The 21,579-nt window shown below is 71.2% G+C and carries 17 protein-coding genes and 1 tRNA gene; 8 read left to right on the top strand and 10 right to left on the bottom strand.

What is annotated here, in order from left to right; translation table 11 throughout:
- Nucleotides 1-153 precede the first annotated feature (153 nt).
- A complete protein-coding gene (locus V5O46_RS00465) occupies nucleotides 154-1,095 on the bottom strand; it encodes a chitosanase (RefSeq protein ID WP_332882319.1) in 942 nt (313 codons plus the stop codon).
- Entirely contained in the window at nucleotides 1,092-2,021 is a 930-nt protein-coding gene (locus V5O46_RS00460; RefSeq protein WP_332882318.1) for a rhomboid family intramembrane serine protease, read from the bottom strand. The genes V5O46_RS00465 and V5O46_RS00460 overlap by 4 nt, the downstream gene beginning before the upstream one ends.
- Nucleotides 2,022-2,196: 175 nt before the next feature.
- On the opposite strand from V5O46_RS00460, the gene V5O46_RS00455 reads away from it, so the two are divergent.
- Nucleotides 2,197-2,916 carry a vWA domain-containing protein gene (locus V5O46_RS00455; protein WP_332882317.1) on the top strand — a complete coding sequence of 240 codons (720 nt, stop codon included), beginning with the start codon at nucleotides 2,197-2,199 and terminating at the stop codon, nucleotides 2,914-2,916.
- A gap of 21 nt (nucleotides 2,917-2,937) precedes the next feature.
- On the opposite strand, the gene V5O46_RS00450 is transcribed toward V5O46_RS00455, so the two are convergent.
- Nucleotides 2,938-3,834 carry a hypothetical protein gene (locus V5O46_RS00450; protein WP_332882316.1) on the bottom strand — a complete coding sequence of 299 codons (897 nt, stop codon included), beginning with the start codon at nucleotides 3,832-3,834 and terminating at the stop codon, nucleotides 2,938-2,940.
- A gap of 323 nt (nucleotides 3,835-4,157) precedes the next feature.
- Between V5O46_RS00450 and V5O46_RS00445 the strand changes: the two genes are divergently transcribed.
- The 6 genes from V5O46_RS00445 to pyk all read left to right on the top strand — a co-directional run bounded on the left by V5O46_RS00445 (nucleotide 4,158) and on the right by pyk (nucleotide 13,390).
- Nucleotides 4,158-4,544, top strand: coding sequence for a chorismate mutase (locus V5O46_RS00445; protein ID WP_332882315.1), 387 nt, complete (start codon nucleotides 4,158-4,160; stop codon nucleotides 4,542-4,544).
- Nucleotides 4,545-4,692: 148 nt separating this feature from the next.
- On the top strand, nucleotides 4,693-7,203 hold the full coding sequence (gene pepN, locus V5O46_RS00440; protein ID WP_332882314.1) for an aminopeptidase N: 2,511 nt from the start codon (nucleotides 4,693-4,695) through the stop codon (nucleotides 7,201-7,203).
- Nucleotides 7,204-8,183: 980 nt separating this feature from the next.
- Nucleotides 8,184-9,545, top strand: coding sequence for a pyridoxal phosphate-dependent decarboxylase family protein (locus V5O46_RS00435; protein WP_332882313.1), 1,362 nt, complete (start codon nucleotides 8,184-8,186; stop codon nucleotides 9,543-9,545).
- A complete protein-coding gene (locus tag V5O46_RS00430) occupies nucleotides 9,542-10,981 on the top strand; it encodes a lysine N(6)-hydroxylase/L-ornithine N(5)-oxygenase family protein (protein WP_332882312.1) in 1,440 nt (479 codons plus the stop codon). The genes V5O46_RS00435 and V5O46_RS00430 overlap by 4 nt, the downstream gene beginning before the upstream one ends.
- A gap of 106 nt (nucleotides 10,982-11,087) precedes the next feature.
- On the top strand, nucleotides 11,088-11,774 hold the full coding sequence (locus tag V5O46_RS00425; RefSeq protein WP_332882311.1) for an SIMPL domain-containing protein: 687 nt from the start codon (nucleotides 11,088-11,090) through the stop codon (nucleotides 11,772-11,774).
- Nucleotides 11,775-11,953: 179 nt separating this feature from the next.
- Complete coding sequence (gene pyk, locus V5O46_RS00420) at nucleotides 11,954-13,390, top strand: pyruvate kinase (RefSeq protein WP_332882310.1); 1,437 nt, start codon at nucleotides 11,954-11,956, stop codon at nucleotides 13,388-13,390.
- 249 nt (nucleotides 13,391-13,639) lie between these two features.
- Here pyk and V5O46_RS00415 read toward each other — a convergent pair.
- Nucleotides 13,640-13,714, bottom strand: a tRNA-Leu gene (locus V5O46_RS00415).
- Between the two features lie 101 nt (nucleotides 13,715-13,815).
- Between V5O46_RS00415 and V5O46_RS00410 the strand changes: the two genes are divergently transcribed.
- Nucleotides 13,816-14,472, top strand: a complete 657-nt coding sequence (locus V5O46_RS00410; RefSeq protein ID WP_332882309.1) for an ANTAR domain-containing response regulator — start codon at nucleotides 13,816-13,818, stop codon at nucleotides 14,470-14,472.
- Nucleotides 14,473-14,558: 86 nt separating this feature from the next.
- Here V5O46_RS00410 and V5O46_RS00405 read toward each other — a convergent pair whose 3' ends face one another.
- From V5O46_RS00405 to V5O46_RS00380, 6 genes are all read right to left on the bottom strand, one after another.
- Complete coding sequence (locus V5O46_RS00405; RefSeq protein ID WP_332882308.1) at nucleotides 14,559-15,275, bottom strand: ABC transporter ATP-binding protein; 717 nt, start codon at nucleotides 15,273-15,275, stop codon at nucleotides 14,559-14,561.
- Complete coding sequence (locus V5O46_RS00400) at nucleotides 15,272-16,282, bottom strand: ABC transporter ATP-binding protein (RefSeq protein ID WP_332882307.1); 1,011 nt, start codon at nucleotides 16,280-16,282, stop codon at nucleotides 15,272-15,274. Before V5O46_RS00400 ends, V5O46_RS00405 begins: the two co-directional genes overlap by 4 nt.
- A gap of 5 nt (nucleotides 16,283-16,287) precedes the next feature.
- The gene (locus tag V5O46_RS00395; RefSeq protein WP_332882306.1) at nucleotides 16,288-18,114 is read right to left on the bottom strand and encodes a branched-chain amino acid ABC transporter permease; all 1,827 of its coding nucleotides are present in this window, start codon (nucleotides 18,112-18,114) and stop codon (nucleotides 16,288-16,290) included.
- A 5-nt stretch (nucleotides 18,115-18,119) separates the two neighbouring features.
- Nucleotides 18,120-19,052 (bottom strand): branched-chain amino acid ABC transporter permease, encoded by a 933-nt coding sequence (locus V5O46_RS00390; RefSeq protein WP_332882305.1) that lies wholly within the window; start codon nucleotides 19,050-19,052, stop codon nucleotides 18,120-18,122.
- A 137-nt stretch (nucleotides 19,053-19,189) separates the two neighbouring features.
- Complete coding sequence (locus V5O46_RS00385; RefSeq protein WP_332882304.1) at nucleotides 19,190-20,425, bottom strand: branched-chain amino acid ABC transporter substrate-binding protein; 1,236 nt, start codon at nucleotides 20,423-20,425, stop codon at nucleotides 19,190-19,192.
- Between the two features lie 313 nt (nucleotides 20,426-20,738).
- Entirely contained in the window at nucleotides 20,739-21,338 is a 600-nt protein-coding gene (locus V5O46_RS00380; protein ID WP_332882303.1) for a Tat pathway signal sequence domain protein, read from the bottom strand.
- Nucleotides 21,339-21,579 lie beyond the last annotated feature (241 nt).

The raw sequence follows: 21,579 nt of genomic DNA, 5'->3' as shown, positions 1-21,579 counted from the left end.
GATCCGCGCCGGCCCCCGCGCCCGCGGCTGAGTGCTCCGCCGGAAGTGCCGCGCTGTGCCGCCGCCCGTCTGCGGCGACGTCGTGGCCGGTCGCACAGTTCCCCGCGCCCCTCCAGGGCGCTGCCGAACCGCAGCGGACCTCGCCCGACCTGCTCAGGGCACCCGGAACGTCTCCCCGTACATCTCCCACACCAGCGGCGTGTCCAGCCCCGTGTTCCCGGCCGCCAGGAACCGCCGCTGTACGGTGTCGACGCGGGAGGTGTCCACGTCCGGCCGCTTCGCCTTCATCGCCTTCCGGCGCACATCGAGGAAGGCCTCCAGGAACTCCCGCTCCGAGCCGCCCGCGGCCGGCGTCCTCGCCTGCTGGAGCGCACGCTCCCGCAGCCCGTAGAAGCCGTCCGCCCCCGTGTCCGGTCCGTGGAACACCATCGCGTCGTAGTAGACGAACTGCCCGAGCGTGCTCAGCCCGTCCAGCTTGGCCAGCCGCACCGACGGCCCGAAGTAGACCCGGTCGCGCTCCTCCTGCTGCGCCCTGCGGAACTCCGGCCGCTCCGCCTCCGCCCGCCAGGCCGCGGTGAAGTCCGGGTCCAGGCCCGCGTGCGAGTCCGTGCCGTCCACCTTGCGCAGCGCGGGCAGATAGCGCTCCAGACCGTTGCCGGGATGCGCCTGGCTGTAGCGCTCCACCAGCATCAGCAGATCGTGCGTGCCGGTGCAGAAGCCGATGATGCCGGCGGTGTAGCCCTGGCCGTCTCCGTGGTCCTCGATGCTGCCGTAGAGGCTGCGCCAGTCGAGCGTGGAGCTCTCGGCGCTCGCCACCAGCCGCTGCGCCAGCTCCTTCTTCTCCGGAGCGGCCAGCCCCGGCGGCTGAGCGGCGATCCGTGCGTCGTCCGCCGCGCGCTCCTGCTCGGCGCGGTCCTTGGCCTCCTCGCGTGCCGACCGGCCCGCCGACTGGTCTCCCGACCGGCCCGGCGACCGGTCCGCGGAGAGCGGAGGAGAGGCCGGCGGATCGCCGGAGCCCAGCGGCGGCAGGAAGTACACCCCGGCCGTGGCGACCACCGGCACCGCCACCAGGAACAGCACACCCTTGCGGCTCACAGCGGCACCCCTCCGCCCGCCAGCTCGGACACCCTCGCCACCGCCGCCCCCACGGCCACCATCAGCAGCACCAGCAGCACCGCCGCCTGCACCGGGAGCTGCCACCGGCCGCGGGGCGCGTGGGCGAGCGCGAGCGCCGCCGCGCCGCCCGTCAGCAGCCCGCCGACATGCGCCTGCCAGGAGGTCAGCCCCGCGGAGAGCAGCAGCCAGACCAGCAGCAGCGCCATGAAGCGGTTGACCTGCCCCATGTCGGCGCCCACCCGGCGGGCCAGGACGTAGTACGCCGCCCCCAGCCCGAAGATCCCGCCCGACGCGCCGACCGTGGCCTGCCCCGGGTCGTCCAGCAGCAGCACCAGCACCGAGCCGCCCAGCGACGCCAGCAGATACAGGACGAGATACCGGGCCCGGCCGAGCATCGGCTCCACCACCCGGCCCAGCTGCCACAGCGCGGCCATGTTCATCACGATGTGCAGCAGACCGAACGTGCCCTCGGTCGGCTGCAGATGCAGAAAGGCACCCGTGAGCAGCCTCTCCCACTCGCCGGTGACCAGCCCTTCCGCGTGGAAGCCCGCGGGCAGCCCGGACTCGTACACATAGTGCAGACCGTCCGGCCCGACCAGCCGCGCGCCCAGCATCTCGAACCGGTCCACGATCTCCGGGCGCACCACCTCGGCCGCGTAGACCAGCAGGTTCAGCGCGACCAGCACGTACGTCACCACGGGCGTGGCCGAGATCCGGCCGCCGACGATGGTCCGGGCCCGGCGGACCGACTTCGCCCCCTCCTTCACACACTCCGGGCAGTGATGACCCACCGCCGCCTCGCGCATGCAGTCGGGGCAGATATGACGGTCGCAGCGCGTGCAGCGGACATAGCACTCCACCCTGGGGTGGCGGTAGCAGGTCGTGACGGTGGACTCGGAATCCACAGCCGGCTCCTCGGGAGGAAGGGAACGGACAGGTGAGCGAGCCGGTGGGGCGGCGGCGAACAAAATAACGAACGACGGTGGACGATAACCAACGACGGTGGACGGGCGGGGAGGCGGGTCCCGCCGTGCCGTACCCTCGGCATCCGGCTCTGCCGTACGACGGGGGGAAGTCCGCATGGCCGCGATCAGTCTCGACAAGGTGCGGGAGACCGCGCCCGCCCTGGTCAGCCTCTACAAGAGCGCCGGGGCGTCACTCACCGAGCACGGCCTGGACGGGCTGCGGGCCGCCGTCTACCTGGTGGTCGACTACTCCGGCTCCATGCGGCCGTACTACAGGGACGGCAGCGTACAGGCGCTCGCCGACCGCGTCCTGAGCCTGTCCGCACACCTCGACGACGACGGCACCGTGCCGGTCGTCTTCTTCTCCACCGGCATCGACGCCGTCACCGACATCGCCCTCACCACCCACCAGGGAAGGATCGACGCGATCGTGGCCGGCCTCGGCCATATGGGCAGGACCAGCTACCACCTCGCCATGGACGCCGTCATCGACCACTACCTCGACAGCGGCACCACCGAACCCGCCCTGGTGGTCTTCCAGACCGACGGCGGCCCCATCAACCGGCCCGCCGCGGAGAAGTACCTCTGCAAGGCCGCCCGGCTGCCGATGTTCTGGCAGTTCATCGGCTTCGGCGACCCGGACAGCAGACAGTTCGACTTCCTGCGCCGGCTCGACGACCTGCCCGTGCCCGCGAAGCGGGTCATCGACAACGCCGGCTTCTTCCACGCCGGCGAGGACCCGCGCAACGTCTCCGACACGGACCTCTACGACCGCCTGGTCGCCGAGTTCCCGCAGTGGCTGTCGGCCGCACGGGCGCAGGGCATCGTCCGGTAGACGGACGCCACCCGCGGAACCCTAGGTATCGCACTCCAGCACCGTCCGGCACAGCCCGCACCGCGCCCGCACCCGCCCCCGCACCGGAACCCGGATCCGCTGATGGCACGTCGGACACGGGAACGACACCCGCAGCGGACCCTGCCCGTCCGGGGTGAACGCATACCCCGTGCCCGCAGCCGGCACCGGGGCACGATGGTCCTGCGCATGACGCCGGTCCCGGGCATAGCGGCGCCGCCCGGCCCAGCCGGCCGCCGTCAGCGGAGGCTGCTGCTCGTCCCGCCGCGCCCGCGCCCTGCCCTTCACATACGCCGTGTACGCCTGCGGACTGGTGAACCACACCGACGGATCCTCGCCGAACAGCACCGCCCGCTTGGCCAGCACATACCCGAACTCCTCCGGCGTCAGATACCCCAGCTTCTGCGACGTCGCCGAGTCCTCCCGGAACGCGTCCAGCAGCAGCCATCCCGCACCCAGATACGTCGTCGCCGTGTCGGTCAGGATCTCGTTGGCACGGGTACCCGGGAAAGACAGCCCCAGCCGGTGCAGATAGACATGCATCACCTCGTGCGCCAGAGCCGCCCCGATGTCCCGGCGATGCGCCCGGAAACGGTCGTTCAGCTCGACGAAGTACTCCGGGCCCTCGGCCAGTTCGACATGGGCCGCATGCGTCATCTCCCGGAAGGAGACGATCAGCCGGGCATCCGGCAGCCGGTAGTGCCGCACCAGCTCCCGCGCCACCCGCTGCGCCCCCAGATACAGGTCGTCGGTGTCGCAGAACGCCACATCGGCCGGGGCCACGCTGGCCGAGAACGTCATGACCGTGTCGTACGACAACCGCTTGTACAGCGCGGTGATGGCCTCCCGCACCGTCTCCAGATGTGGGAAACCGTGCTCGACCGGTCCGCCGTTCGCCACGCCCCAACCCCCAAGACGCCCTGAACCCGAGTCCCACTGTACGGCGGCCGACGCGAACCGGCCCGCCTCACCCGCCCGAAAACCGTACGGCGCCCGCACCCCGCCCCTGGCAGAATCCGGGCCGTGACCGAACGGAAGCACTCCGTCACCTTCCCCGAGCCCCCGGGCCGGCGGGCCGGAACCGCCCCGACCGGGAGCGGCTCCGCGCCGGGGGAGTGCCCGGCGGGCGCGAGGCCAGCCACTTCCACCACTGCTCCGGGACCACCGCCGAGTCGTGAGACGACCTGCGGAACCCGGCCGCCCGGCCCGTAGGGTGAGCCCCCATGACCACCAGCAACACCGGCACCGGAACCGACGCCGTCGACCCCGCCGTGCGCGAGGAGCTCGCCCGGCTGCGCAACAGCATCGACAACATCGACGCCGCCGTCATCCACATGCTCGCCGAGCGCTTCAAATGCACCCAGCAGGTCGGCCACCTCAAGGCCCGGCACCAGCTGCCGCCCGCCGACCCGGCCCGCGAGGCCAGCCAGATCGCCCGGCTGCGCACCCTCGCCGAGAACGCCAAGCTCGACCCGGCGTTCGCCGAGAAGTTCCTGAACTTCATCGTCGCCGAGGTCATCCGGCACCACGAGCGGATCGCCGAGGACACCGGCAACGGCTCCGGCACCGGGGACTCCCCCAGCGGTTCCACCACCCCGGTCCCCGACTGACACCAGACCGTGTGACACCGATCGTGCACGGCCGGTGTCACACCGTATGCACCGCGCCGGGGTGCGCACCCCGGCGCCCGCGCCGGACAAAAACCGTGTACCGCCTCGCCCCTGTGTCCTTCCCGCGCCATCAGGCAGCATGGCCTGCATGTCCGTACTGACGCGCGACGAAGCGCAGACCCGTGCCCGGCTCCTCGACGTTCACCACTACACGATCGCCCTGGATCTGACCGGTGGGGACGAGACCTTCGACTCCCGGACCACCGTCCGGTTCACCGTCCGCGGCGACCAGAACGCCACGGACACCTTCGTCGAGGTCAAGCCCGCCGAGCTGCGCGACGTCACCCTCGACGGACAGCCCCTCGACCCCGACACCCTCGACGACAACCGGCTGCCGCTGAAGAACCTCGCCCCCGGCGAGCACGAACTCCACCTCCACGCCACGATGCGCTACTCCCGCACCGGCGAGGGCATGCACCGGTTCACCGACCCCACCGACGGCGAGACCTACGTCTACACCCAGCTGTTCCTCGACGACGTCCAGCGCGTCTTCGCCGCCTTCGACCAGCCCGACCTCAAGGCCGTCTTCGACCTCACCGTCCAGGCCCCGGCCGGCTGGACCGTCCTCGCCAACGGCGTCACCGAGCACACCGGCGACGGCCACTGGACCGCCGCCACCACCCCGCCGATCTCCACCTACCTCGTCGCCGTCGCCGCCGGACCCTGGCACTCGGTACGCACCGAACACCGAGGCCTGCCCTTCGGCATCCACTGCCGCCGCTCCCTCGCCCCCCACCTCGACGCCGACGCCGACGAACTCCTCGACACCACCCGCGCCCTCTACGACCGCTACCACGAGAAGTTCACCGAGCCCTACCCCTTCGACTCCTACGACCAGGCCTTCGTCCCCGAGTTCAACGCCGGCGCCATGGAGAACCCCGGACTGGTCACCTTCCGCGACGACTTCGTCTTCCGCTCCGCCGTCACCGACACCGAGCGGCAGACCCGTGCCATGGTCATCGCCCACGAGATGGCCCACATGTGGTTCGGCGACCTCGTCACCCTCAGCTGGTGGGACGACATCTGGCTCAACGAGTCCTTCGCCGAGTACATGGGCTACCAGACCTGCGCCGAGGCCACCCGCTTCGGCGACACCTGGACCGACTTCGGCGTCACCCGCAAACCCTGGGGATACGACGCCGACCAGCGCCCCTCCACCCACCCCGTCGCCCCCGAACACGTCCCCGACACCGCCTCCGCGCTGCTCAACTTCGACGGCATCTCCTACGCCAAGGGCGCCTCCGCGCTACGGCAGCTCGTCGCCTGGCTCGGCGAGAAGGACTTCCTCGCCGGCATCAACACCCACTTCGACCGGCACAGGTTCGCCAACGCCAACCTCGCCGACTTCATCGACTCCCTCGCCGCCGCCACCGACCGCGACGTCCACGCCTGGGCCGACGCCTGGCTGCGCACCACCGGAGTCGACACCCTCACCCCCCGCGTCACCCGCGGCGAGAACGGCACCCGCACCCTCACCGTCGACCGCACCGGCAGCCGCCCCCACCGCATCACCGTCGGCGTCTACGACCACGACCTCACCGACGAAGGCCGCCTCACCCTGCGCGAGCGCCTCGACCTCGACCTGCCCCGGACCGAACCCCACCCCATCGGCAAGCCCGCTGCCCTGCTGCTCGCCAACGACGGTGACCTCAGCTACGCCAAGGTCCGCTTCGACCCCGACTCCCTCACCACCGCCCGCACCCATCTGGCCGGGCTGCCCGACCCGCTCACCCGCGCCGTCGTCTGGAACGCCCTGCGCGACGCCGTGCGCGACGGCGAACTCGCCCCCACCGCCTACCTCGACGCCGCCCGCACCCACCTCCCGCACGAACGCGACCTCGCCCTCGTCCAGGGCGTCCTCGCCTTCGCCACCGGCCAGATCACCGACCGCTACCTTCCCCCCGAGCAGCGGCCCACCGCCCTGGCCACCCTCACCGACCTGTGCCGCGACCTCATCCGCCGCACCGAGGACGGCGACCACCCCGGCCTGCGGCTGATCGCCGTACGCCACCGCATCGACACCGCCGCCCAGCCCGACGCCATCGCCGCCTGGCTCGCCGACGGCACCGTGCCCGGCGGCCCCGAACTCGACCCCGAGCTGCGCTGGCGCATCCTCACCCGGCTCGCCGTCCTCGGCGCCACCGACGAGCCGACCATCGCCGCCGAACTCGACCGCGACCCCAGCGCCACCGGCCAGGAAGGCGCCGCCCGCTGCCGCGCCGCCCTGCCCGACCCCGGTGCCAAGGCCCGTGCCTGGGACGCCATGTTCACCGACGACGACCGGGCCGACCTGTCGAACTACCTGTTCACCGCCACCGCCCAGGGCTTCTGGCACCCCGAGCAGGCCGACCTCCTACGCGACTACGTGCCCCGCTACTACCCTGCCGCGGTCGCCGTCGCAGCACGCCGCGGCCCCGCCATCGCCGACGCCGCCGGACGCTGGGCCTTCCCCGCCCACGCCGTCGACACCGACACCCTCCGGCTCGGCCGGGAATGCCTCGACCAGGCCGACCCCATCCCCGCACTGCGCCGCAAACTCGCCGACCAGCTCGACGACCTGGCCCGAGCCCTACGGGTCCGCGACACCGCCGGCCACTGATCCGCGGGTGCGCGGCCGGTGCCGCCGTCGGGTCCTGCCCCGGCGGTGGCGCGGGTCCCACCCCATTCCACGGCCCGTGGCCGGAGCAGCCTCCGGCGCCCTGACCGGCGGGGGTGGGGGCTGCTGCTCCGCGGGTGCGTTGGCTGATGCCGCTTCCGGGGGCCTGACCGGCAGGGAATGCGGTCGCTGCGGTGGGTTCGGCGGCGGGTGACCGGGCTCGCGGCCTGCGCCGCGCCGGGAGGTCGCCCCGCGGTCGCGCGGCCGGTGCCGCATCCGGGGCCTGTCTCGACGCGGGCCGCGGGCGCTGTTCCGCGGATGTGCGGCCGACATCCCGCCGCGGGCACCGCGGCCGGGTACCGCACGCTGCTGCTCCGGCCCGCCGCCCGGTCCGGCGGGTCTGCGAGCCGTTCAGCGGCTGATCCGCAGGTGCGGCCGGTGGTGCCGCCCTGCGGGGGCCGTCCTGGCGGGGCGCGGGTACCGTTGCGCGCTCCGTGGTCGGTGTCGCCGTCGGGTCCTGACTTGGTGGGGGCACGGGTACTGATTCGCGGTCCGTGGCCGGTGCTGTCGCTTCCGGGGCCTGTCCTGGTGGGGGCGCGGGTGCTGTTTCCGGGGGTGGGGTGCGTGTCCCGCCGTGGGCGTGGCCGGTTGTGCGGGGTGTGCTGCTCCGGCTCGTCGCGGCGTGGTTCGTGGGTTCGTGGTCGTCGTCGGCCGTTGATCCGTCGGCGTGGCCGGTGCCGTCGCTTCCGGGGCCTGTCCTGGCGGAGACGCCGTGCTGTTCCGCTGCCCGTCGCCGGTGTGGCTTCCGGGCCCTGATTCGGAGGGACCGCGGACGGCGGCCCGCGGCCGGTGGCGCCGCCGGGGCCGGACCCGCCTGCCCCGCAGGGAGTACCCCCTTTCGGGTTCCGTTCAGCCGGCTTTCCGGGCGCGCGCACATCACCGCGTACACGCTGGAACCCTCCCCGCGCCCCGGAGGCCAGCCCATGAGCACACCGCCGCCCCTCGCCTCCGGCCCCCGAGGCCCCCGGGCCCTGCGGCCGTTGCTCGACACCGTCCTCGACGCCCTGCACACCGGCACCCGCGCCCGCCGGGGCCCCCTCCCGGCCGGCGGCCCCGACGCCGTCACCGCCCGCCTGCGCACCGCACTCGGCGACCCCCTGCCCGAGCACGGCGATCCCCACGCCCTGCACACCCTCGTCACCGCCCTCGCCGCCGGCGCCGCCGACCCCGCCCACCCGCTGTGCGCCGCCCATCTGCACAGCCCGCCCCTCGCCGTCGCCACCGCCGCGGACCTCGCCGCAAGCATCCTCAACCCCTCCCTCGACTCCTGGGACCAGGCCCCGTCCGCCACCGCACTCGAAACCGCCGTCGCCCGCGCCCTCGCCCACCTCGCCGGGGCCGCCGACGCCCTCGTCACCACCGGCGCCACCGAGTCCAACCAACTCGCCCTGCTCCTCGCCCGCGAACTCCACGGCCCCGCCGTCCGGCTCGTGCACGGCACCAACGCGCACCACTCCCTGCCCCGTGCCGCCTGGCTGCTCGGCCTGCCCGAGCCCCTCGCCGTACCCGCCCCCGCCGGCACCCTCGACCCCGCCGCGCTCGACCAGGCCCTCACCGACAGCCCCGGCCCGCACCTCGTCGCCGCCACCGCCGGCACCACCGACGCCGGCCTCATCGACCCGCTGCCGGACATCGCCGACCGCTGCCGCACCCACGGCGCCCGCCTCCACATCGACGCCGCCTACGGCGCAGGCCTGCTCTTCAGCGACCGCCACCGCACCAAGCTCGCCGGCCTCGACCGCGCTCACACCATCGCCCTCGACCTGCACAAACTCGGCTGGCAGCCGATCCCCGCCGGCCTCCTCACCGTCCACGACCCCGCCGACCTCGCCCCCCTGCACCACCACGCCGACTACCTCAACGCCGACGACGACACCGACGCGGGCCTGCCGGACCTGCTCGGCCGGTCCCTGCACACCAGCCGGCGCCCGGACATCCTCAAGATCGCCGTCACGCTCCGGACCCTCGGACGGCGCGGCCTCGGCGCCCTCGTCGACCAGGTCTGCGACCAGGCCCGCCACCTCGCCGCCCGCATCGACGCACACCCCCGCCTCACCCTCTACGCCCCGCCCACCCTCAGCACCGTGCTGTTCCGGCCCACCGGCGCCCCCGACCCCGCCGTCGCAGCCCTCCGCCGCACCCTCCTCACCGAGGGCCGCGCGGTCCTCGGCCGCGCCCGCCCCGACGGCCGGCTCTGGCTCAAGGCCACCCTCCTCAACCCCCGCACCCGGCCCGACGACCTGGCCAGGCTGCTCACCACCGTGGAAGGACACACCCCCCGATGACCCCCCCGACCGCCGGCCCCACCCCCGCATCCCGCGACGCCGACAGCCCCCGCGACCTCGTCGGCATCGGCATCGGCCCCTTCAACCTCTCCCTCGCCGCCCTCGCCCATCCCCTCGCCCACCTCGACACCGTCTTCTACGACCAGCGCCCCGCCTTCCACTGGCACCCCGGCCTGCTCATCGACGGCACCCGCATCCAGGTCCCCTTCCTCGCCGACCTGGTCACCCTCGCCGACCCCGCCAGCCCCTGGACCTTCCTCAACTACCTCAAGGACCGCGACCGCCTCTTCCCCTTCTACTTCGCCGAGCGCTTCCACATCCAGCGCGCCGAGTACGACGCCTACTGCCGCTGGGTCGCCGGCCACCTCCCCGCCCTCCACTTCGGCCACCAGGTCGACGCCGTCCGCTTCAACCCCGAACGCGACGTGTTCGAGGTCGACCACACCCAACTCGACGCCGACGGCGAAGCCGAGGCCCTCGGCCGCACCCACACGCGCACCCTCGTCCTCGGCATCGGCACCGAACCGTACGTCCCCGAACCGCTGCGCCCCCTCGCCGACACCCCCGGCGTTCCCGTCCTGCACGCCGCCGACTACCTCGAGCACCGCGACACCCTCCGCACCGCCGGTCACGTCACCGTCGTCGGCACCGGCCAGTCCGGCGCCGAGGTCTTCCTCGACCTGCTCCGCCACCGCCCCGCCGGCCGCGAACGGCTCCACTGGCTCGGCCGCACCCAGGCCCTCGCCCCCATGGAGTACTCCAAACTCGGCCTCGAACACTTCACCCCCGACTACACCCGCTACTTCCACACCCTCGCCGAACCCGTCCGCGACCGCCTGCTCGGCTCCCAGTGGCAACTCCACAAGGGCATCGACGCCGACACCCTCGCCGCCATCCACGACGAGCTGTACCGCCGCACCCTCCACGGCGGCTGGCCCGACACCGTCCTCACCCCCGGCGTCCACGTCCGCACCGCCGGCCGCATCGCCACCACCAAGGTCGAACTCCACCTCGAACACTCCGAGCAGAACACCCGCAGCCGCCTCACCACCGACGCCGTCGTCCTCGCCACCGGCTACCGCGAACGCCCCGTCGACCGCATCCTCGCCGGACTCGACCCCTACATCCGCCGCGACAGCCGCGAACGCCCCCGCATCGACGAGCACTTCCGCCTCGTCCTCGACCCCTCCGTCACCGGCTCCGGCTGCCAGATCTACGTCCAGAACGCCGAGGCCCACACCCACGGCGTCGGCACCCCCGACCTCGGCCTCGCCGCCTGGCGTGCCGCCACCATCCTCAACGACATCACCGGCAAGCAGCCCTATCCGCTGCCCGAGCGCACCGCCTTCACCACCTTCGGCCTCGAACCCCGCCCGCCCCGCGTCCCCACCGCCCGCGAGCCCAGGGCACTCACCCCGCTCGCCGACGGGATCTGAGGCCCCGTAGGCCGGTTGACGACGCATCGGCCGCCACGCATCGGCCGGCGACGCACCCGCCGGCGACACGGGGACACGCCGCGGGCGTCGGTGACACAGTGGACCCATGACCACACCGCCGGGGCCCGCAGCCGACACCCCCCACATCACCGTCCGCGGCGAAGCACGCCTCGAGGTCGACCCCGACATCGCCCGCATCGGCATCACCGTGAACGCCCGCGGACGCGACCGCCGCACCGCCCTCGACGACCTCACCCGCCGCAACACCACCGCCCTCGACCTGATCAAGTCCTACGGCGACGCCGTCGCCCGCACCGAGACCGGAGCCTTCACCCTCACCCCCGAACTCACCCGGCACGGCCGCGGCGAACGCGTCCGCACCTACCACGGCACCGTCCACCTCACCGCCGAACTCACCGACTTCACCGCCCTCGGTGAACTCACCACCCGGCTCGCCGACCTCGACCTCACCCGCGTCGACGGCCCCTGGTGGACCCTGCGCCCCGACTCACCGGCCCACCGCCAGGCCCGCGGGCAGGCGGTACGGGAAGCCGTACAGCGCGCCCGGGAGTACGCCGAAGCACTCGGCACCACCCTCGCGGCCCTCCTCGAACTCACCGACACCGGCACGGACCACCCCCGCCCCCCGGGCCGCTGGCGCCACGCCTCCTTCGCCGCAGCACCCGAGGAGACCGCCGCCGCAGCCGCCTCCCCGCTCGACCTCGAGCCCCAGCGCCAGCACGTCCACGCGGCAGTCGACGCACGCTTCACCATGCTGCCGCCCACCCTCTGACAGCCCGGAGCGGGAATCCCCGGCCGAATTCCGAAAACGCAACCGAATATCCGCGTGGGCTGCTCATCAGAGCACTCGGCCGCACAATTCAACACTTGTCGACAGTGCTTCACCCAACGGTTGTTGAGTAGTCATACACGGCCAATTCTCTACCCACGGGTAAGACATAGGCTCGACCCATGCGCCGAGCGAAGATCGTCTGTACTCTTGGGCCCGCCACCGATTCGTACGACCAGATCAAGGCACTGGTCGACGCCGGAATGGACGTCGCCCGGTTCAACCTCAGCCACGGCGGCCACGCCGAACACGAGGAGCGCTACCGACGCGTCCGCAAGGCCTCCGACGAGACCGGCCACAGCGTCGGCCTCCTCGCCGACCTTCAGGGCCCGAAGATCAGACTCGGCCGCTTCGCCGAAGGCCCCGTACTCCTCGAACGCGGCGACACCTTCACCATCTCCGTCGAGGAAGGCGTCGAGGGCGACCGCGACACCTGCGGCACCACCTACGCCGGCCTCGCCGACGACGTCACCCCCGGCGAACGCATCCTCGTCGACGACGGCAGGGTCTGCCTGGAGGTGACGGAGGTCGACGGCCCGCGCGTCCGCACGACCGTCGTCGAGGGCGGCATGGTCTCCGACCACAAGGGACTGAACCTCCCCGGCGTCGCCGTCTCCGTCCCCGCCCTGTCCAAGAAGGACGAGGACGACCTGCGCTGGGCGCTGCGCACCGGCTTCGACGTCATCGCCCTCTCCTTCGTCCGCACCGGCCGGGACATCGACGACGTCCACCGCATCATGGACGAGGAGGGCCGCCGCCTCCCCGTCATCGCCAAGGTCGAGAAACCCCAGGCCGTCCAGAACATCGACGACATCGTCGCCGCCTTCGACGGCATCATGGTCGCCCGCGGCGACCTCGGCGTCGAAATGCCGCTGGAACAGGTCCCGATCGTCCAGAAACGCGCCGTCAAGCTGGCCAGGCGCAACGCCAAGCCGGTCATCGTCGCCACCCAGATGCTCGACTCGATGATCGAGAACTCCCGCCCCACCCGTGCGGAGGCCAGCGACGTCGCCAACGCGGTCATCGACGGCACCGACGCGGTGATGCTCTCCGGCGAGACCAGCGTGGGCAAGCACCCGGTCGAGACCGTCGCCACCATGGCCAAGATCGTCGAAGCGGCGGAGGAGGACATCCTCGCCAAGGGCCTGCCCCCGCTCACCGAACGCAACAAACCCCGCACCCAGGGCGGGGCCGTCGCCCGCGCCGCCGCGGAGACCGGCGACTTCCTCGGCGCCAGGTTCCTGGTCGCCTTCACCCAGTCCGGCGACACCGCCCGCCGCCTCTCCCGCTACCGCTCCCCGATCCCCCTGCTCGCCTTCACCCCGGAGCCGGCCACCCGCTCCCAGCTGAGCCTGACCTGGGGAGTGGAAACCTTTCTCGGCCCGCATGCCGACTCGACCGACGCGATGGTCCGCCAGGTAGACGAGCTGCTCCTGGAATACGGGCGCTGCGAACGCGGCGACGTCGTCGTCATCACGGCCGGTTCCCCGCCCGGGGTGTCGGGCACCACGAACCTGGTGCGGGTGCACCACATCGGGGAAGGTGACGGGCCGCGGTAGCTGTCGCAGTCGGTCAGTGTTCGGGGCTTACGTGGGTGTCCATGACGGTCACCGGTCGGCGTTCTTCGCCCCGCCGCGCAGCAGTGTGAGGGCCTGCTGCCGCACTGCAGCGCCATGGAATTGCCTACGGCCACTTTGTGTGACTGACCGTGTTTGCGTGACTGACCGTGACGGTGCGCACCAAAAGCGGATGTTCACGAGAATGTGGACATCCACTTTTGTTCGGAGACCTTCGATTCGAAGGAAAAGTGCCCCGGGTGGGACTCGAACCCACACTGTATGGTGTTTGAGACCATTGCCTACTGCCGGTTGGGCTACCGGGGCCAAGGAATTGAAGGTTTCCCTTCTCTCCGTGCGAACTACCTTACAGCAGCTAGGTACGCTCTTGGGAGCAGTACCTGCCTGCCCCTGAACGAGGAGCCCACGTGACCGCCCCCGAGTCGCCCCAGCCCGTAGACGCGCCCGATGACGACAAGTCGCACGTGCCTCCGCTGACGACCCGTGTCGTCATCGCCGAGGACGAGGCGCTCATCCGGCTCGACCTGAAAGAGATGCTGCAGGAGGAGGGGTACACCGTCGTCGGCGAGGCCGGCGACGGTGAGCAGGCCGTCGAGCTGGCCCGGGAGCACCGCCCCGATCTGGTGATCCTCGACGTGAAGATGCCCAAGCTGGACGGCATCTCCGCGGCCGAGAAGATCGCCGAGGAGCGCATCGCCCCGGTGCTGATGCTGACCGCGTTCTCACAGCGGGACCTGGTCGACCGGGCCCGGGACGCGGGGGCCATGGCGTATCTGGTGAAGCCGTTCAGCAAGAGCGATGTCGTTCCGGCGATCGAGATGGCGGTCTCGCGGTTCACGGAGCTCAAGGAGCTGGAGAAGGAGGTCGCCGACCTCTCGCAGCGGCTGGAGACGCGGAAGCTGGTCGACCGGGCGAAGTCGATCCTGCAGACGGAGTACGGGCTGACCGAGCCGGCGGCGTTCCGGTGGATCCAGAAGACGTCGATGGACCGCCGGATGTCGATGCAGCAGGTGGCCGAGGCGGTCATCGAGGACTCCGAGGAGAAGAAGGCGTCCAAGGGCTGAGTCACGGGCAGCGCACACGGGCGAGGCCCGCGTTCCCTGTGTGGTGCAGGGGCGCGGGCCTCGTCGGTGTACGGGTGGTGGTGGGCTCAGTCCTCGCCGAGGTAGGCCTTGCGGACCGACTCGTCGTGGAGGAGGTCCTGGCCGGTGCCGGAGAGGACGATGTTGCCGACCTCCATCACATGGCCGTGGTCGGCGAGGGACAGGGCGGCCTGGGCGTTCTGCTCGACCAGCAGAATGGTGGTGCCCTGGGCCTTGAGCTCGGCGATGGTGGCCATGATCTTCTGCATCATGATCGGGGAGAGGCCCATGGAGGGCTCGTCGAGCATGAGCAGCTTGGGCTGGGACATCAGGGCGCGGCCCATGGCGAGCATCTGCTGTTCGCCGCCGGAGAGGGTGCCCGCGGCCTGCTTCCTGCGTTCCCCGAGGATGGGGAAGAGGTCGTAGGCGCGTTTGATGTCCTTGTCGATGCCGGCCCGGTCGCTGCGCAGGAACGCGCCGAGGCGCAGATTGTCCTCGATGGTCATGCGCGGGAAGATGTGCCGTCCCTCGGGGGAGTGGGCGAGTCCGAGGGAGACGATCTGGTGGGCGGCGGTCTTCTTGAGCGACTTGCCGTTGAACCGGATCTGGCCGCCGACCGGCTTCAGCAGACCGGACAGGGTCCGGAGGGTCGTGGTCTTGCCGGCGCCGTTGGTGCCGATGAGGGTGACGACTTCACCGGCTTCGACGCTGAAGCTGATGCCCTTGACGGCCTCGATCTTGCCGTAGGCGACGCGGAGGTCCTCGACCTCGAGCAGGGCGGTCATCGGTCGTTCTCCTCGTTCTCCCGGCGCGCCTCGTCCGGGTTCTCCTGGCGCGCCTCGTCCACCCCGCTCGTCTCGCTCGGCGCACTGTCCGCGCCGTCCGCAGCGTCCGCGCCGTCCACGGCGTCGGGGTCGGCGGCGTGGGCGTGTGCCTCGGCCGCCTCGACCTCGGCGACCTCCTCGGCGCCGGGGGCGTTCTCGAAGGGTTCGCCGAGGTAGGCGGCGACGACGCGGTCGTCGCCCTGGACGGTGGCGGGGTCGCCCTCGACGAGTTTCTCGCCCTGGACGAGGACGGCGACGCGGTCGCAGAGGTTGAAGATGAAGCGCATGTCGTGCTCGATGACGAGCACGGCGATGCCCTTGTCGCGGATGGCGAGGACCAGTTCCTCGGTGGCCCGGGTCTCCTGGGGGTTCATGCCGGCGGTGGGCTCGTCCAGGAGGAGCAGTCCCGGTTCGCTGGCCAGCGCGCGGGCGATCTCCAGCTTGCGCTGTTCGCCGTAGGGGAGGTTGCGGGCGACATGGTCGGCCTTGGCGGCGAGTCCGACGAACTCCAGGAGTTCCATGGCGCGTTCGCGCGAGGTGGCCTCGGCACGGTGGAAGCCGGGGCCGCGCAGGACGGCGGACCAGAAGCCTTCCTTGGTGCGGGTGTGCCGTCCGACGAGGACGTTCTCCAGCACGGTCATGTTGGCGAAGAGCCGGATGTTCTGGAAGGTGCGGGCGATGCCGGCGGCGGTGACCTTGAAGGACTTGGGCGGCAGGACCTTGTCCTTGAAGCGGACCTCGCCCTCGGTGGGGATGTAGAGGCCGGTGAGGCAGTTGAAGAAGGTGGTCTTGCCGGCGCCGTTGGGTCCGATGAGGCCGACGATCTCGCCGCTGTTGACGGTGAGGTCGACGCCGCGTACGGCGGTGAGGCCGCCGAAGCGCATGGTCACGCCGCGTGCGTCGAGGACGGTTCGGCCGGGGTCGGTGGCACCCGGGGCGGTGTCCTTGGTGGTGGTGTCGGTGGTCATGGTGGTCAGGCCCCTGTCTTGCCGAGGACTGCGGGCGCTTCGGCCTCTTCGTGGAATTCCAGTCGTCGGCGGCGGTTGGGGATGAGCCCTTCGGGGCGGAAGCGCATCAGGAGGACGAGTGCGAGTCCGAAGGCGAGGAGCTGGAAGTCGCCGAGGAACTGGAGTTTGTTGGGGATCAGGAAGAGCAGTGCCGCGCCGAGGAGCGGGCCGCCGATGGTACCCATGCCGCCGAGTACGACCGCGGCGAGCAGGAAGGCGGAGTTGGGCGGGGTGGTGCCGGCGAAGAGGTACTGCTCGGGGGTGACGACGTAGGTGACGTGGGCCTGGACGGTGCCGGCCAGGCCGGCGAGGGCGGCGCCGACGGCGAAGGCGACGAGCTTGACCCGGAAGCCGTTGATGCCCATGGCCTGGGCGGCGGTCTCGTCCTCGCGGACGGCGACCCAGGCGCGGCCGATGCGGGAGTCTCCGCTGCGCCGGAAGACGAGGACGACGACGGCGGTGATGATCAGCATCAGGAAGAAGTAGTTGGCGAAGCGGCCGATGCTGAAGCCGGCGATGTCGTGGCGGGCGCCGAGGTCGAATCCGAGGATGTGCAGATCCGGGATGGAGGAGATGCCGTTGGATCCGTTGGTGAGGTCGGGGCCCGAGGTGCCGTCGAGGTTGTTGGCCGTGATGCGGAAGATCTCGCCGAAGCCGAGGGTGACGATGGCGAGGTAGTCGCCGCGCAGTCGCAGGGTGGGGGCGCCGATGAGGACGCCGAAGACGAGCGAGGCGGCGGCGCCGACCAGGACGGCGGCCCAGAAGGGCAGATGGACGTCGAAGGGCGAGGTGGGGGATCCGGAGACCAGCGAGGCGGCGTATGCGCCGACGCCGAGGAAGGCGACGTAGCCGAGGTCGAGGAGGCCGGCGAGGCCGACGACGATGTTCAGGCCCAGGGCGACGGTGGCGAAGATGAGGATGTAGACGCCGATGGTGGCGTACTGGTCGTCGGTCTGGGTGAAGGGGAACAACGCGGCGGCGAGGAATGCGCCGCAGATGGTGATGTTCTGGTGGCGGGCGGTGATCTGGGTGGCCTGGGCGATGAGGCCGGCCTTGTTGAGGGCGGCGAAGCAGAAGCCCGCGGTGATCAGGAAACCGACGAAGAGTTCGTCGTACTCGGTGCCGATGCCGTAGGTGAAGACGGTCAGGCACAGGGCCAGGATGCCGACGATGATGAGGATCTCGGCGTAGGAGGGGAGGGTGCGCACGGGGCGCGGGGCGCCGGCGCTGAAGGTGGCTCTGAGGGTCTGCCAGCCGTGGGCGAGGCGGTGCTTGTACTGCTCCCAGCCGGTGTCGTCGGGGTCGACGGGGTCGGGTTCGGGGCGCTGGAAGGGCAGGGCGAGCGCGCCGAGCAGGGCGGCGAGGGTGACCAGGGCGGCGATGTAGCCGCCGGGTTCGAGGTTGACCAGTCCGCCGAGCTGGAAGCTGATCGCGAGGATCGTGTACCAGGTGGTGGCGAAGGTGGCCAGGGCGGCGAGCTTGAGGGCCGCGTCGCCCCCTGCGGGGGTGAGCCAGCGCAGGCCCTTGACGCCGTAGGTGGACAGGCCGAGGAGGGTGGTGAGGGCGCCGCCGATGAGGACCAGGACCTGCAGGCCGCCGGGGTAGCCGTAGACGGTGAGGTTGCCGGGGAAGGCGCCGGTCCAGGTCCAGGCGAGGAAGGTGGAGACGGCGGCGAGGGCGCCGCCTGCGGTGGCGAGGGCGCGTCCCAGGTGGGGCGGCAGGGCGACGAGTCCGGTGGCCGGGCCGGTGGTCGGCGTCTCCGCGGTCTCGGGAGTGGTGGTCTGTGTGGTCATCGGTGTCACGCCCTGTCCGCAACGCGTTCGCCGAGCAGGCCCTGGGGCCTGAACAGCAGCACGAGGATGAGGAGGATGAAGGCCCAGACGTCGGCCCAGGACTGGCTGCCGAACTGGTCCATGCCGGGGATGTCGGCGATGTAGGCGGTGGCGAGGGTTTCGGCGACGCCGAGCACGACGCCGCCGATCATGGCGCCGTAGATGTTGCCGATGCCGCCGAGGACGGCCGCGGTGAAGGCCTTCAGGCCGAGGATGAAGCCCATCTTGAAGTCGATCTGGCCGTACTTGAGGCCGTAGGCGACACCGCCGACGGCGGCGAAGACGGCGCCGAGGGCGAACGCGATCACGATGATGCGGTCGGTGTTGACGCCCATGAGCTTGGCGGTGTCGGGATCCTGGGCGGTGGCCTGCATGCCGCGTCCGGTGCGGGTGCGCATCACGAAGTAGGCGAGGACGGCCATGCTGATGGGGGCGGCGGTGAGCAGGAAGATGTCGCCGGTCTGGATGGTGACGTTGCCGATGTGGAACGGGCCGCCGTCGATCTGGGGGAAGCGGCGGGCGGACTTGGCCTCGGGGTACCAGGCCCAGACGGCCTGCTGGAGCGCGAGGGAGAGGCCGATCGCGGTGATGAGGGGGGCGAGGCGGGGCGCGCCGCGCAGCGGGCGGTAGGCGAACCGTTCCGCCCCGACGGCGACGGTGCAGGAGACGATCATTGCGCCGAGCAGCATCAGAGGCAGGGCGATGACCATGGAGGTGCCGTCGGGCAGGATGTAGAGGTAGACCGTGAGTGCGCCGAAGGCGCCGGTCATGAAGATCTCGCCGTGGGCGAAGTTGATGAGCTGGACAATGCCGTAGACCATTGTGTAGCCGATGGCGACCAGCCCGTACATGGATCCCAGTAGCAGGCCGTTGACCAGCTGCTGCGGCAGTTCGTTCACCGCATGTCCTCCGAGACGAGTCGAGTCGATGAGTCGACGGATGTGGCCGGATGCGGCCGGAAGCGAGAGCGCGCGGGGCGCCAGTGGAACAGCGCCCCGCGCGGCTCTTCGGTGGTGCGGGTGTGATGTGGCCCTGGTCAGCCGGTGAGGGTGCCCGACTTGACGTCGTTCCAGGCCCCGTTCTCGACTGCGTACACGGTGAGTTGCTTGTTGGTGGCGTCACCGAACTCGTCGAAGGCGACCTTTCCGGTCACTCCGTCGAAGGAGACGTTCTGCATCGCCTCGGTGATCTTGGCGCGGGGGTTCTCCGGGAGCTTCCCGTCGTTGTCCTCGACGACCTTCTTGACGGCCTCGATGATCGCCCAGGCCGAGTCGTAGGAGTAGCCGCCGTAGGCCTCGTAGTCCTCCTTGTAGCCGCCCGCCTTGTAGTTGGCGACGAATTCCTTGGCGGAGGGGAGTTCCTCGACCGGTGCGCCGACGGAAGTGGCCAGGTCACCGGTGCCGCTGGCGCCGGCGAGCTTGATGAAGTCGGCGCTGTAGATGCCGTCGCCGCCGATGAGCGGGATCTTGGCGCCGGCCGCCTTGATCTGCTTGCTGAGCGGGCCGGCCTGCGGGTATTCGCCGCCGTAGTAGACGGCGTCGGCGCCGGAGTTCTTGACCTTGGTGGCGACCGCGGAGAAGTCCTTGGTGTCCGGGTTGATGTGCTCGGTGCCGACGACCTCACCGCCGAGCTTCTTGAACTCCTCGGTGAAGGTGGCGGCGAGGCCGGCGCCGTAGGTCTTCTTGTCGTCGATGACGAAGACCTTGCGCTTCTTGGAGTCGTTGTAGACGTACTGGGCGGCGAACGGGCCCTGGACGGCGTCCGTGGTCGCGGTGCGGAAGTACGACTTGAAGGGCCGTTCCTTCTTGGTCTGCCAGTTGACGCCCTGGGAGAGCGCCGGGTTGGTGTTGGCCGGCGAGACCTGGACGAGGTCGGCCTCGCTGAACACCTTCTGCATCGCCTCGGCGATGTTGGAGTTGAGCGGGCCGACGACGCCGACGACCTTGTCGTCCGCGACGAGCTTGGAGGCGTTCTGCTGGCCGAGGGAGGGTTGCGCCTGGTCGTCGAGCGCCTGTATCTCGAAGGTGACGCCCTCGACGTACTTCTCCTTGTTGGCGGTCTTGGCCGCGAGGTCCACGGAGTTCTTGATGCCGAGGCCCAGCGCCGACAGGTCGCCGGTCAGCGGGGCGTCGACGCCGATGACCACGGTGGTGCCGCCGCCGTTCCCGGAGTCCGAGCCACCGCCGTTGTCGTCGCGCGAGCCGCAGGCGGTGAGGGTGAGTGCTCCCGCCGCCAGCGCGGCGGTGATGGCGATGAGCGAACGTTGACGCACGATCAGTCCTTTCCCCTGGCACAGCCGTTTCCCTGTGGAGACGGCCGAGTCCGAGCGCTGGGCGGAGGTGACAATCCGACGGCGCGGTGACTGGCCGTGACTCTAAGCGTGTGTGGGGAACGTGGAGGAGGGTCTGACGGAGGCTGTGACGCTCTTGTTATGACACGGGGTATTGCAGAGCGGTACTGGCTGGGAAGAAGGGCTGAATTCCGGCCGATTCGCCCTGTCCGCATGGTGAGAACCTGCAGGGTCCGCCCGACTGCGTTCACAGGATCCATCCGAGTGTGTTCAGGTGTCTCGCGGGTTTTGGTGATTACACGGAATCGTTGTCACAGGCGGTGCGTACGGCCTCGGAGAGGTCCTGCGCATAGCGGTCTCCGAGGATGTAACTGTGGACCTGGATTGCGCGCGTATTACGCAGCGTTACATCGAGGAAAGGGAGTCCGGCGTTCCGTGGTGCTTTTCCGCATTCCGTCACCCGGAGCGTGACGGTGATCTTGCGGGGTGAATCTCGCTTTGTCGGGAAAGGTGCCGCGGGCTCCGACGTCACCGACAGTCCGGGAGAGGGCTGTCCGAGGCGGGTCAGGGTGACCGGCGGGCCGGAGCGAACGGTCAGCCGTACCGCGAACCGGAAGCCGTCTGCCGGTGTGCCGCCGCCCGCCGGATCCGGGCCCAGGTACTCGACGGATACGGCCTGTGCGGGGTACGGCGGCGGGGCGGGTGGCTCCGGCTGCGGCCGGGTCGCGTAGAGATGGCCGCCGCCGGCCAGCACGGCGGCGGTGGCGGCCGTCGCGACGGCCGCCCGGCGGTGTCGGCGGAGGTGCTGCTCGAGGCGCCCGCGCGGCCGGAGGGGAGTCGCTCCGTCCCGTGCCTGTGTGCCCTCGCCCGGTTCGAGCGGGCCGACGCCGTTCACGGTCCCGGGCCGGTGCTCGGACGGGCCGGCCCGTGCTCGCGCGGGGTGTCCGGGATCCGGTGCTGGGCTTCCCCGGACTCCGCGGAAGCGGGACCGCCGCTTCCGGGTCCGAGGCGGCCGTTCTCCGCGGCGCCGGTCGGCGGTTCCCGTAGTGGCGCCGGCGCACCCCGGCGGAGGCCCCCCTGCCGTCCCATGCCCCGACGCTAGAGCGCCGGGGGGCCGGGGGCAATGGACCTGCGCA

It is taken from the genome of Streptomyces poriticola (assembly GCF_036689765.1).
Taxonomy (GTDB): Bacteria; Actinomycetota; Actinomycetes; order Streptomycetales; family Streptomycetaceae; genus Streptomyces; species Streptomyces poriticola.
Note: the sequence above shows the minus strand (reverse complement) of the source record. Positions and strands in the feature narration are given on the sequence as shown.

Excerpts from the sequence above, each read along its gene's own strand:
- V5O46_RS00425 (WP_332882311.1), top strand. The coding sequence starts at position 11,088 with ATGACCACACCGCCGGGGCCCGCAGCCGACACCCCCCACATCACCGTC.
- V5O46_RS00435 (WP_332882313.1), top strand. The coding sequence starts at position 8,184 with ATGAGCACACCGCCGCCCCTCGCCTCCGGCCCCCGAGGCCCCCGGGCC.
- V5O46_RS00430 (WP_332882312.1), top strand. The coding sequence starts at position 9,542 with ATGACCCCCCCGACCGCCGGCCCCACCCCCGCATCCCGCGACGCCGAC.
- V5O46_RS00405 (WP_332882308.1), bottom strand. The coding sequence starts at position 15,275 with ATGACCGCCCTGCTCGAGGTCGAGGACCTCCGCGTCGCCTACGGCAAG.
- V5O46_RS00445 (WP_332882315.1), top strand. The coding sequence starts at position 4,158 with ATGACCACCAGCAACACCGGCACCGGAACCGACGCCGTCGACCCCGCC.
- V5O46_RS00400 (WP_332882307.1), bottom strand. The coding sequence starts at position 16,282 with ATGACCACCGACACCACCACCAAGGACACCGCCCCGGGTGCCACCGAC.
- V5O46_RS00455 (WP_332882317.1), top strand. The coding sequence starts at position 2,197 with ATGGCCGCGATCAGTCTCGACAAGGTGCGGGAGACCGCGCCCGCCCTG.
- pyk (WP_332882310.1), top strand. The coding sequence starts at position 11,954 with ATGCGCCGAGCGAAGATCGTCTGTACTCTTGGGCCCGCCACCGATTCG.
- pepN (WP_332882314.1), top strand. The coding sequence starts at position 4,693 with ATGTCCGTACTGACGCGCGACGAAGCGCAGACCCGTGCCCGGCTCCTC.
- V5O46_RS00395 (WP_332882306.1), bottom strand. The coding sequence starts at position 18,114 with ATGACCACACAGACCACCACTCCCGAGACCGCGGAGACGCCGACCACC.